General features: G+C 41.4%; 11 protein-coding genes and 1 tRNA gene. 2 read left to right on the top strand and 10 right to left on the bottom strand.

Annotated elements, in window-relative coordinates; genetic code table 11:
• The first annotated feature begins 59 nt into the window (after positions 1–59).
• A tRNA-Lys gene (locus KKH91_00060) sits at positions 60–132 on the top strand.
• A gap of 2 nt (positions 133–134) precedes the next feature.
• On the opposite strand, the gene KKH91_00055 is transcribed toward KKH91_00060, so the two are convergent.
• The gene (locus KKH91_00055; GenBank protein ID MBU0951211.1) at positions 135–368 is read right to left on the bottom strand and encodes a hypothetical protein; all 234 of its coding nucleotides are present in this window, start codon (positions 366–368) and stop codon (positions 135–137) included.
• Between KKH91_00055 and KKH91_00050 the strand changes: the two genes are divergently transcribed.
• Positions 355–2,364: a HEAT repeat domain-containing protein gene (locus KKH91_00050; GenBank protein ID MBU0951210.1), complete on the top strand. Its 2,010-nt coding sequence runs from the start codon at positions 355–357 to the stop codon at positions 2,362–2,364. The genes KKH91_00055 and KKH91_00050 overlap by 14 nt on opposite strands.
• On the opposite strand, the gene glmM is transcribed toward KKH91_00050, so the two are convergent.
• From glmM to tadA, 9 genes are all read right to left on the bottom strand, one after another.
• Positions 2,357–3,712 carry a phosphoglucosamine mutase gene (glmM, locus tag KKH91_00045; protein ID MBU0951209.1) on the bottom strand — a complete coding sequence of 452 codons (1,356 nt, stop codon included), beginning with the start codon at positions 3,710–3,712 and terminating at the stop codon, positions 2,357–2,359. The two genes, KKH91_00050 and glmM, sit on opposite strands and share 8 nt — an antisense overlap.
• The gene (locus KKH91_00040; protein MBU0951208.1) at positions 3,690–4,097 is read right to left on the bottom strand and encodes a VanZ family protein; all 408 of its coding nucleotides are present in this window, start codon (positions 4,095–4,097) and stop codon (positions 3,690–3,692) included. Before KKH91_00040 ends, glmM begins: the two co-directional genes overlap by 23 nt.
• A complete protein-coding gene (gene radC / locus KKH91_00035; GenBank protein MBU0951207.1) occupies positions 4,090–4,752 on the bottom strand; it encodes a DNA repair protein RadC in 663 nt (220 codons plus the stop codon). The genes KKH91_00040 and radC overlap by 8 nt, the downstream gene beginning before the upstream one ends.
• Positions 4,753–4,876: 124 nt before the next feature.
• On the bottom strand, positions 4,877–6,037 hold the full coding sequence (wecB, locus tag KKH91_00030; protein ID MBU0951206.1) for a UDP-N-acetylglucosamine 2-epimerase (non-hydrolyzing): 1,161 nt from the start codon (positions 6,035–6,037) through the stop codon (positions 4,877–4,879).
• Positions 6,038–6,049: 12 nt separating this feature from the next.
• Positions 6,050–7,114, bottom strand: a complete 1,065-nt coding sequence (locus KKH91_00025) for an undecaprenyl/decaprenyl-phosphate alpha-N-acetylglucosaminyl 1-phosphate transferase (GenBank protein MBU0951205.1) — start codon at positions 7,112–7,114, stop codon at positions 6,050–6,052.
• Positions 7,111–8,358 (bottom strand): serine hydroxymethyltransferase, encoded by a 1,248-nt coding sequence (locus KKH91_00020; GenBank protein ID MBU0951204.1) that lies wholly within the window; start codon positions 8,356–8,358, stop codon positions 7,111–7,113. Before KKH91_00020 ends, KKH91_00025 begins: the two co-directional genes overlap by 4 nt.
• Entirely contained in the window at positions 8,355–8,837 is a 483-nt protein-coding gene (locus KKH91_00015) for a hypothetical protein (GenBank protein MBU0951203.1), read from the bottom strand. The genes KKH91_00020 and KKH91_00015 overlap by 4 nt, the downstream gene beginning before the upstream one ends.
• Positions 8,838–10,073: a bifunctional glutamate N-acetyltransferase/amino-acid acetyltransferase ArgJ gene (argJ, locus tag KKH91_00010; protein ID MBU0951202.1), complete on the bottom strand. Its 1,236-nt coding sequence runs from the start codon at positions 10,071–10,073 to the stop codon at positions 8,838–8,840. It lies immediately after the preceding gene.
• Positions 10,074–10,095: 22 nt separating this feature from the next.
• The coding region (gene tadA / locus KKH91_00005) for a Flp pilus assembly complex ATPase component TadA (GenBank protein MBU0951201.1) at positions 10,096–11,947 on the bottom strand (1,852 nt) is incomplete at its 5' end.

The following is an 11,947-nucleotide window of genomic DNA, read 5'->3' as shown; positions in this document are numbered from 1 at the left end:
CAAACGGTTTGACTTTTATTAATAATATAGTATAATAATGAGCGCCGAAAATAAATGACGGGCCCGTAGCTCAGTTGGTAGAGCACTTGACTTTTAATCAAGTTGTCGCGCGTTCGACCCGCGCCGGGCTCAAGTTAATTTAATTCCAACCATATGAAATGCCCAAAATGCGGTTTTAAAAATTCTGAGGGGTCGGCGTTCTGCCAAATTTGTTTCGAAACATTTGAACCTAAAAATGAAAAACCGGTCCCAGTCGTACCGCCGGATATAGCGCCGTCAGCAGAACCAGCCCCAACACCAAAAACAAAACCAGCAGTACAACCTCCAAATTTACCTGTAACCGGGTTTTCAAGGATGGTAGTCTGCAAAAACCATCCTGACAGGCCCGCAGAAAAATATTGCGCAATATGCGGGGCCGATTTCTGCAAAGAATGCCTAGTTCATTTCGAAAATGAACTGGTTTGCATTGGTTGCAGCAGGGATAAGAAAAATCCCGGCTGGACAAAGTATTCAAGAGAGTGGAATAACCTGCCGAAATTTAAAATCCTTTATAACGCAATGTTCAAATTGCTCGAAAAAGGTTTCTGGACTTTGTTCGGGGTATACGCCCTAGGTTCAGCAGTGCAGGTTGCAATTATCCTAGGTGTATTCTTTATTACTGGGGGCGGAGCTCTTTTACAGAAAATTATAACAGAGGGGAATAATCCAAATCAGCAGCAGTTGGTCAATGAAATAATTCAATTTTTTAAAAATTCAAGTTCGATCCTTTTAACCGGCGGCTTTATATATCTTGTAAGTTTCTGCTGGACCTTTGCAATCACTTTGCTTGCACTTGACAGCGTAGATAAAGAAAAAAAGGTCCCTTTCACAAAAATATTACTGCAGGGTGCCATAAAAACCCTTCCGATGTCCGTTGTCTGTATTGTGTACATTTTAATTGTGGCTGCCGGGCTTGTGTTATTGATTATTCCGGCATTTATTTTTGCTGTTTGGTTTATGTTTGTCTTTTCCGGCATGGTTTTAGAAGATACCGGTTTTCTTGAAGCGTTTAAACGTTCTAAAAAGCTTACGACAGGTTTTTTCTGGTCGATAAATTCGCGTTATTGCTGGTTCTTTTTTGTAGCCTGGCTTTGGATGATTGTCTTAAGGCTGGTAGGTTTGATTCCTATTATAGGCCCTATTATTTCCCAAACAGGAAACATGTTCGTCGGGTTGCTGGGAATGGTATTCTATTACCTTGTTTACCAGAACTTATGCGAAATAAATCCTCCTAAGACAGCAGAAGAAGAATCTGCCGAAACCGCCAACAAAATTGAAATTGGCGTATTTACGAAAACCATGCTTAAAGGCGGAATTGTTGTGTTAATTGCAGCGGTTGTAACGACCAGCGGTTATTTTGGTTTTACCTATTTTTCTTCATATTTTAAACTTTCCGGCATAAGCTCCCAATCAAAAGACATGCCTAGCGCCACAGAACAATTTTTTCGAATTTATGACATAAATCTTTTAAAAAGGGCGCTGAATAGCAAAAATATTTTTGTAAAAAAAGCCGCAATTGAAAGATTAGGCGAAATAGGCGATTCAAAACTTACTCGGCTTTTCGTAAAAATGTTTGATGAAGAAACCGATATCCAGATGAAAGCCAGTATCGTTACCGCGCTCTGCCGGGTGGGTGACAGCGCAAATGTCCCCAAAATCAGGGAAGCGCTGAAACATTCTGACCCTGTAATTAGAATTAGTGCTGCGCTGGCATTGGGAGAGAAAAGCGACCTGGCATCTTTGGAATATATTATCCAGATGCTTAACGACAAAGATGAATCCGTAAGAGTAAACGTATGCGAAGCTCTGCGTAAATTTAATAATTCTACCGTGGTTGCTCCCTTACGTGAAGCTTTGAAAGATCCATCCCCGAAAGTAAGGGTAGCCGCACTCTCTTCATTATGTAAAATCGGGGGAGTAAAATTTATCGGCCTGGTAACAGGCGCTTTAGCAGATCCTGCGCCAGAGGTAAAGGATACAGCAAGGAAACTGGTGAATAGCCTTATGTGTGAACTGACCATGGACAGGATTCTTTATGATATAAGAATGGGTGAAAAACCGGTAAAAATAGAATTGATGAGAATTGTTGCGGATGCTCAGGAAAAAACTGCCATGAATGCAGTCATGATTAATTTATATGATAAAGATATAGATGTTAAACTTTCTGCTATTGAAACTTTAGCCAAAATAGGAAACAAGAAAATAGTCCCAGCTATTAAAAGCATGCAAAAAAGAGAAAAGAACAAAAAAATAAAAGAAGCATTGATAAAACTTGAAAGTGTGATCCAAAAACCCGCATCAAAAACTGGCCCTAAAGTTAAATAATTTCTCTGCAGATTTTTTCTACAATTTGTTCTGCCTGTTCATTCGTCCTGGCTTCCGCCGCGATTCTTATAACAGGTTCGGTATTGGATGCGCGGATATGCGCCCAGGAATCGTTCCAGTCGATTTTTATTCCGTCAATTGTAGTTATTTTTTCATTTCTGTATTTTTCTTTTACTGTTTTTAGCGCTATTTCGATTTTACTTTTCGGGAGTTCAAATTTTGCTTTGACTATTTTATATTGCGGAAGGGTTTTAATAATTTCTGAAAGCTTCTTTTTGCTTTCTGCCAAGTATGAAAGCACGAAAGCCATGCCTACAAAACTGTCCCTGCAAAAATTTATTGCGGGGTAAATTACCCCGCCGTTGCCTTCCCCACCTATGAGTGCATTGTGTTCAATCATTCCTTCCGCGACATTTGCCTCGCCCACTTTTGTCCGGATTACTTCGCAGTCATGTTTTTTTGCAACATCTTCCGATGCCCTGCTTGTGGAAAGATTTAAAACTACTTTGCTGCTCCGCTTTTTACTCAAAATATAGTCCAGAACAAGAGCAAGGGTGTATTCCTCGCCAATAGGATTGCCATTTTCATCTACTATAGCAAGCCGGTCCGCGTCAGGGTCCTGCGCGAAGCCGATATCGGCTTTTTTCGATTTAACCAATTTGCATAGGTCTTTAAGGTTTTCGGGCACTGGTTCAGGAGTATGTGGAAAAATTCCGTCAGGCTTAGTGTTAATCGGAATGAGCCTGCAGCCGAGTTCTTTTAAAAACAAAGGAGTAAAAACCGAACCTGCGCCGTTAACACAATCAAAAGCAACTTTTAGTTTTGCTTTTCTTATTGCTTTTTTGTCTACATGTTTAAAGATTTTGCCGAAATGTGTTTTTTCCGGGTTTTTGCTGCTTTTTATTAAGTTTCCGAGTTTTGCCCATTCGTTATTTTTAAAATTGTTTTTGTCGCTATAGATTTGTAATAATTTATTATTTTCATCAGGGTTTAAAAACATGCCGGTGTTTTTTACAAATTTTAAACCGTTCCATTGCAGGGGGTTATGGCTTGCAGTGATGACAATCCCGCCGGCAGCTTTTAATTCTTTCACCATCATAAGAACTGTCGGGGTGGGGCAGATATCCAGGTCAACGATTTTACAGCCCGAAGAAATCAACCCGGAAAATATCGAATACTTTATCATGATGCCGGTAGGGCGGGTATCTCTTCCGACAACAACTGTTCCGCCGTTTAAATAAGTTCCGAATGCCTGGGCGAAATTAAGTATCAACTCCGGAGTGAGGGTATCGCCTACCACTCCCCTTAAGCCGGAAACGCCGATTTTAAGATTTTCTGAGCTGCTCATTTTTTTCTACCACCTTTTTTGAGTTCTTTTCTGAAATTTTGATGACAATAAGCATAATTGCCGCACCGCTCGTATCTATGAGCATATCAACCAAACTAGGCCCCCGGGTGGGCACAAATAGTTGGTGAAGTTCGTCTGTTGAGGCATAAACAAAGCTTAAAAAACCTGGCCAAAAGTAGAGCCTGCCTCTGAAAGCCCGGAATAAAAAGAGCACTAAAATTGCATATTCGCCGATATGGGCAAATTTTCTAAAAATAAAATCCCAAAAACCCAAAGCTTCTATCCTGAGATTTGGAATACTGGACAAGAAATAAATCAGCCAGCACCAAAAAAGTACGGGGAGCCAGAGTGAAATTAATTTACGGATTTTATTCGTCTTATTCATTCGATGCACAAAACAAATTGTCAGCGCCTGAGGTGAAACTAAAATGTTCCTTTTCGCTTACTATTATATGGTCAAGCACTTCAATCCCGAGCAATTTTCCTGATTCTATAAGCCGTTTTGTCAGTTTGTTATCATCCTCCGAAGGAGTAGTATCCCCGGAAGGATGGTTATGGGCAACTATAATACTGCTTGCAAGGTGTTCAATTGCCGGAGCGAATACTTCCCTTGGGTGCACGATGCTTGCGTTTAAAATTCCGATGGAAATATATTCCTTGTGAATCAGTTCATTTCTTGCGTTAAGGTAAAGAACTACGAAATGCTCTTTTTGTTTTGCTCTTATGCCATGAAGCAGTACTAAAACATCCTGCGGCTTGGAAATAATTACCTTGTCTGGCCTGTTTATCGTGCGTTTTGAAAATTCGTGCCCTGCAATTATTCCTGCTGCTTTTGATTTGCCTACGCCTTTCAGGGCGCTCAATTCCCCATAAGTAAGCTTCAAAAGCTCGGTTAGCGGGTATTTTGCAAGAATTTCATCGGCTAAAACAGATACATTTTTGCCTTTGTACCCTGTGCGCAAAAGCAAAGCCAGGAGTTCGTTATCTTTCAGGCCTTGCGCGCCCAATCTTGTCAATTTTTCTCTGGGTTTCTCTTTCATATGATTTTACCATATCCTTATATATTTATCAAACACGCAACTAAATAGACGCAGATAAGGTAAAATAGTTCCCAATTATTTCGAAATAATTGGACTCCGCCACTTTGGCGTCGCCCGCGTTAATTTAGTGGTAATCTATCGGTTTGGTATTGGAGAGGGAAAAATAGTATTTTATTGCCTGGGCTATGCGGGCGCCTGCTTTGCCGTCACCATAAGGGTTTCTGGCTTTTGCCATGGCATTGTATGCTTTATTATTTTCAAGTAATTCTTTGATTGAATTGAATATTTTCTGCCTGTTAGTTCCAACAATTTTTACTGTTCCTGCTTTTACGCCTTCCGGGCGCTCGGTGACTTTGCGTAAAACTAGTACTGGTTTTCCTAATGCAGGAGCTTCTTCCTGTATTCCGCCTGAGTCCGTAATAATCAAATAAGACATTTTCATAAGGTTGATGAGGTCCAGGTAGTTTACAGGAGGGATCAGGTGTATCTTTTTATGGTTAGAGAGGATTCTATTTGCCGCTATCAGCACGTTTGGGTTCATGTGTACGGGATAAATTATTTTAACGTCTTCGTATTTATCGGCGATTTCTTTTAATGCAAGAAAAATATCTTCAAGAGGTTTGCCAAAGTTCTCCCTGCGGTGAGCAGTAACCAGTACAAGTCGCGCGTTGTGTGTATTTTGTTTATTATTGAAAAACTTTTTTAATTCCGGGTTTTCGAAGGAACGTTTTTTCTTTATTGCCATAAAAAGCGCGTCTATTACTGTGTTGCCGGTAATATAAATTTTATCTTTTGGAATGCCTTCAGTTAATAGGTTTTGTTTTGAAAGATAAGTGGGTGCAAAAAACAAATCGCAAAGCCGGTCAGTAAGTAATCTGTTAGCTTCTTCCGGGTATGGGTTGTTAAGGTCGAAAGAACGCAAGCCCGCTTCCACGTGGCCTACGGGAATTCTTTGGTAAAATGCAGACAACGCTGCCGCAAAGGATGTTGTGGTGTCGCCGTGGACTAATATCAGGTCAGGCCTGTCTTTTTTGAATATTTCCGTAAACCCCAAAAGGCATTTTGAAGTGATATGCTCAAGAGACTGGCCTTTTTTCATCAAGTTCAAATCATAATCCGGTTTTATATTAAATATTTCCAGTACCTGGTCCAGCATTTCTCGATGCTGCGCAGAAACGCATACCTTTACCATAAAATTTTTTTTATGAGTTTTTAGTTCTTTAACCGCCGGCGCCATTTTAATGGCCTCCGGCCTCGTCCCAAAAACAAAAAATATTTTTTTCAGTTGAGACATTTATTACCTCAGGGTTAATTTCCAGCTGGTAAGGGAAATAGTGACTATCGAGAGAATCAGAGTTATAACGTACATTATAAGAACAACTTCGCGATGGGTCCAGCCTAATTTAAGAAGACGATGGTGTATATGTTCTTTATCAGGCGCCATAATATCGCCGCCGCGGCTGAAACGCCTCAATATTGACAAAAATACATCCAGCACAGGAAGCGCCACGATAATAATAGGTATGAACAACGCCACAACCAGCGGCATCTTAAGTGTTCCAATAATGCTGATACTGGCCAGCATGAACCCCATAAACAACGCTCCGCCGTCTCCGACAAAAATTCTTGCAGGATTAAAATTAAAAAAAAGAAACCCTATGCCCGCCCCGCAAAGTGTTATTGATAGAATAGCGCTTAATTGAAGCTGGTTTGCCAGCCAGAGTTTGTCCGGACTGTTCATAAGGGTTGGTTTCATAAGCATCGACACAATGAAAAATGTTCCTGCGGCAATAGTTACCAGGCCGGTTGCCAGGCCATCCAGCCCGTCTGCAAGGTTTATAGTGTTCATGAAACTCACAAGCCATAATACTGTTATAAACAAAGTAAGTATTATAGGCAACTCAATGTATGTATTGAAAAATGGTATTGTAAGCCCGAAAATTCTTACTCCATATTCCAGGGCGCATAATGCCGCGATTATTTGTACAAGGAGTTTTATAAGAGCCTGAACATTTTTTTTGTCGTCTATCATTCCAAGTATAAGAACAAACACGCCTCCGGTGAGAATACCCATCAACTGGTCAAACAGTGTGAGGGTTCCTATTAGTTTGCTTTTTTGTTTAAGTTCAGATGCAAGCAATTGGCTGAATTGAGGGAACAAATAGTAGACAAGTAAAAGGCAACCAGATATGGAAAGAAAAATTCCCAGCCCCCCCCAACGGGGAATAGGCCGGGTATGAACTTTGCGCCGGTTGGGCATATCGTATACATTGAATTTACGGCTTAAAAAAATAGCTACCGGCGTGAAAAGCAGCGCAAAAAAAATACTGACGAAGAAACAAAAAATGTATACTAAAATCATATTTTAAGTTGAGGATAAAGCGGGAATTGTTTTGTAAGGTTAATAACTCCTTGTTTTACCCTTTCAAGTTTTTTCTTATTTTTCATATTTTTCAAAGCGGTATCAATAAATTCGGCTATCTTGTCAATCTCTTTTTCTTTCATTCCCCGCGTGGTTATTGCTGGCGTCCCGATTCTTATACCAGAAGTAATGAAAGGTTTCTGGGGGTCATGCGGTATGGAATTTTTATTCACGGTTATATGGATCAGGTCTAAAGCTTTTTCTGCTTCCTTTCCTGTAATCTGTAGGGGCCTTAAATCCACTACGAACATATGGCAGTCAGTCCCGCCGGAAACTATTCTGTATCCGCGGCTTGAAAGATTTTGCGCAAACCTGCGCGCGTTGTTCAATACTTGGATTTGATAAAGTTTAAATTCCGGCCTCATTGCTTCTTTTAGTACTGTTGCCTTGGCCGCTATTACGTGCATTAACGGCCCTCCCTGGATGCCGGGGAAAATCATTTTATCAAGCAATGTGGAATATTTTTGTTTGCAAAGGATCATGCCGCCCCTGGGCCCTCTTAAAGTTTTATGGGTGGTGAAGGTCACAAAGTCTGCATAAGGGACAGGCGAAGGATAAATCCCTGCCGCAATAAGACCGGCATAATGGGCTACATCTGCCATAAAATACGCTCCTACTTCATCGGCAACCTCGCGGAATTTCTGCCAATCAATTATGCGTGAATATGACGAGCTTCCTGCAACTATTAAATGCGGTTTGTGTTTTCTTGCCAGGGATAAAATTTCCTTGTAATCAATTTGTTCGGTATCTTTCCTGATTCCGACAGGCACAATATGAAAATATTTTCCTGAAAAACTCGTCGGATGCCCGTGCGATAAATGCCCGCCGTGCGATAAATGCATTCCCATAATAGTATCGCCCGGGTTTAATATTGAAAAATATACCGCCATATTCGCCTGCGTGCCGGAATGAGGCTGGACATTGGCGTGTTCAGCGCTGAAAATCTTTTTTGCGCGTTCAATGGCCAGGCTTTCTGCTACGTCAACATTTACGCACCCGCCGTAATATCTTTTCTGGGGATACCCTTCCGCGTATTTGTTTGTCAGCACTGAGCCCTGCGCTTCCATAACCGCTTCCGAAGTATAGTTTTCCGAGGCGATAAGTTCGAGCCCGTCTTTTTGTCTGCGGATTTCATTGGCGATGGCGCTGTAAAGTTCCGGATCAGATTTTTTTAAAAAGTTCATTGAGGCGCTCCTGTTCTTTTAGTTTCTATAATTCTTTCAAAAGATTTTTTTACCAATTCTTCCATTACTCCGGCAGCTTTTATATAAACTTCATCCGGCTGCCCTATCGGGTCGGGTACTTCCGGGTCGTCCAGTTTCATGTTTTCAGCGAATTCTTTAAGCAGGTGAATTTTCTTCTTATTTTCCGGGTATCTTCTTAAAAGTTCTTCTTTATGGCGCGTTTCCATCACAAAAATATATTCCGAAACGTCAACGAGCAGTTTATTTACCGATGTAGAAATATGGCCTGATAAATCTACTCCTTCATCCAACAATAACTTTAAAACAATCTTTGGAACTTTGAAGTTAGGCGATGCCACGGTACCGCAGGACTTTACATCCATCCAGGTTATTTTATTTTTCTTAATGAATTTCCGCAGATACCCTTCAGCAAGGACGCTCCTGCAGGTATTGCCTGCGCAGACGAACAGTATTTTCATTTACGTGGTGTAACTCGCGTTTATCTTGACGTAATCATAGGTTAAATCGCAGGTATAGTATTCAAATTTTTCCTTGCCGCAATTCAAATCTATTTTTATCTCGACTTCTTTTTGTTTAAAGGATTTGCTTAAGTCTTTTTCGGATATTTCTGTCATTGTTCCATTTTTTGTAACGCAGTGGCCGTTAATATGAATTTGAACCTTATCCGGGTTAAAATCAACACCGCTTCTGCCTGCCGCGGCAATTATTCTGCCCCAGTTTGGATCGCAGCCGAATATGGCGGTTTTAACCAGGGGCGAGGTGGCAATTGTTTTGGCTATTTGTTTTGCTTCGTTCTTGTTTTTTGCTGAATTTACTTTTATAATAACGAATTTAGTCGCGCCTTCGCCGTCGCGAACTATTTTTTTAGCCAGCTCCCTGCAAACTTTTGTAAGTTCTGTAGAGAATATTTCAAATTCACGGCTTTTTTCTGAATTTATAATTTTATTTTGCGCCTGAGCGTTTGAAAGCAGGAATACAGTGTCATTTGTCGATGTATCGCCGTCAACGCTTATACAGTTGAAGGTTTCATCCGCCGCTGTTTTAAGCGCTAAAGCCAATAAGTTTTTTGATATGTTAACATCAGTGAAGATGAAAGCAAGCATGGTTGCCATGTCAGGGTGAATCATGCCCGAGCCTTTTGCACAGCCCCAGATAGAAGCATTTTCCGCCTGAAGCGGACCAGCCTTGGGCTGGGAAATTTGAAATTTGAAATTTGTTGATGCTAATTTCGGAAAAGTGTCTGTTGTCATTATAGCTTTGACAGCTTCCAGGGAAGAATCGGATGACGACTGTAAAATTTTTTTCGAAATTATTTTTATTCCGTTTCTCATAGTGTTCATAGGAAGCAACCTGCCAATTACGCCAGTTGAAGCAACCAGAACCTGCTGCGGTTTTATTTTCAGGTTTTGTGCGGTTAATGAGCACATTTCTTTTGCGTCAATCATGCCCTGCTTGCCCGTGCAGGCATTTGCGCACCCTGAATTTGCTATGATTGCGTGAATATTTTTTGATGAGGATTTCAGGTGTTCCCGGCTGACTAATATCGGCGCGGCTTTAAACAAATTTTTAGTAAATACGGCGGCAGTTATACATGGTTGGCCGGAATAAAATAAAGCCAGGTCATTCTTGTCTTTCCTGGCCGATATTCCGCAACGTATACCGGTAAATAAGAAGCCTTTCGGAATGTTTTTCAATTAAATAATTCGAGGAAAAGTTTTAGGTTGATACAGATAACACTTCTGAATAGGTGGTTAAACCCATTGCAACTTTTGTAACGCCGTCGCCCATAAGCGTTCTCATGCCGTGTTTTATTCCTAATTCTTTTATAGGGCCGGCTGCAACTTCTTTCAAAATAAGAGCGCGTAGTTCGTCATCCAAAAGCAGAAGTTCATGAACGCCAACACGGCCTTTGTAACCGGTTTTCATGCAATACTGGCAGCCTTCGCCTTTCATAAAGGTTGCTTTCTTTATATCTACTTTGTATTTTTCGCATTCTTTCAGCAAATCTTCAGAAGGATTGGGATCAGGAACTTTGCATTTTTCACAGATTCTTCGGACAAGCCTTTGCGCCAGCACGCATTCAAGCGTGGAGGCTATCAAATAAGAATGGATTTTCATTTCAGATAAACGGGATACGGCCGTGGGCGCGTCATTCGTGTGTATTGTTGAAAGCACAAGATGCCCGGTCATGGCGGCTTCCATGGCTATCTGGCCTGTTTCCTGGTCACGAATTTCACCGACCATTATAACGTCCGGGTCCTGTCTCAAAAATGCTCTTAATGCTTCAGGAAAGGTCACGCCTATTTCGGGGTTCATACCCATCTGCATGATGCCGTCAAGGTTGTATTCTACCGGATTTTCAGCGGTAAGGATTTTTGTGTCAGGGGTATTTATATGATTAAGCATTGAATAAAGTGTTGTCGATTTTCCGCTTCCGGTAGGCCCGCATACAAGCAAAAGCCCGTAAGGTTTATTCAGGCATTCTATGATTTTTTCCTGGGTATCGGGTAAAAATGTCAGTCTTTCCAGGCTTACTTTGACGCTGGAACGGTCAAGGATACGCATAACCGAGCTTTCTCCGAAAACTGTCGGGATAATATTTATACGAAGCTCGATGGGTTTACCTCTGGCCATCAGCATTATACGTCCGTCCTGGGGCCTGCGGCGTTCGGTGATGTTCATGGATCCGGAAAGAATTTTTAGTTTTGCTATTACGGAACTTTTGAAGCTTAAAGGAACTTTGAAGGATGATTTTCGCAGTAACCCGTCTACCCTGTACCGGATGCTGAACCTTTTTTCCAGCGGTTCTATATGAATATCGGAAGCTTTCAGCCTTAGTGCTTCCAGAAGGATTGCGTTTACAAGTTTTTCTGTTTCAGGCGCGGATGCGTCAACTTCCATAATATCGACTTTTTCGTCGCCTTTGGAAAGTTTGAGCTCTTCCGCGGGAACATCGCTCAGGCTGGAAAGCAGGTCATCCATTACTTCTTTGGATTCGGTGACCATGTCGCCTGTATCCGGCGACGGGGCAGCTTCTACTTCATCCGGGGATTCTTCAATGTTCGCGGCAGCGGCTTCCTGGTCCGCGTACATTTGAGCGAAGGCTTTGTTTATATCTTCCGGCATTGCAAAGTAGGGTTCGATCTGGTAGCCGGTGAGCAGCTGGATATCTTCAATGGCAAAAATATTCCTGGGGTCGCTCATGGCTATAAAAAGGATATTTTCTTCTTTTGCGAATGGTACTATGTGGTGCCTTTTTGTGACGGTTTTCGGGATGAGTTTTATAACATCTGAATCCAGTTCAACTTCAGAAAGGTCTACAGCTTTTATTTCCCATTCCTGCGAGAGCGTGCGCAGGAGAGTAGTTTTATCAAGTAATTTCTGGTTTACAAGGATTTGCTGTACGGGTACTCCGCTTTTTTTGGATTCCTCTTCTGCTTTGTTCAGTTTATCTTCAGGAAGCAGTTTGGCATCCCGTATAATTTCTGTAACGGTTTTTCTCTTTGAAAATACTGTCATGTTTTTAATATACAAAAAAAGGTATTGTTTTGTCAATTGGTCGCATCGC

The sequence above is a fragment of the Elusimicrobiota bacterium genome, from assembly GCA_018816525.1.
Classification (GTDB): domain Bacteria; phylum Elusimicrobiota; class Endomicrobiia; order CG1-02-37-114; family XYA2-FULL-39-19; genus OXYB2-FULL-48-7.
This window is presented reverse-complemented; position numbering and strand designations above follow the sequence as displayed.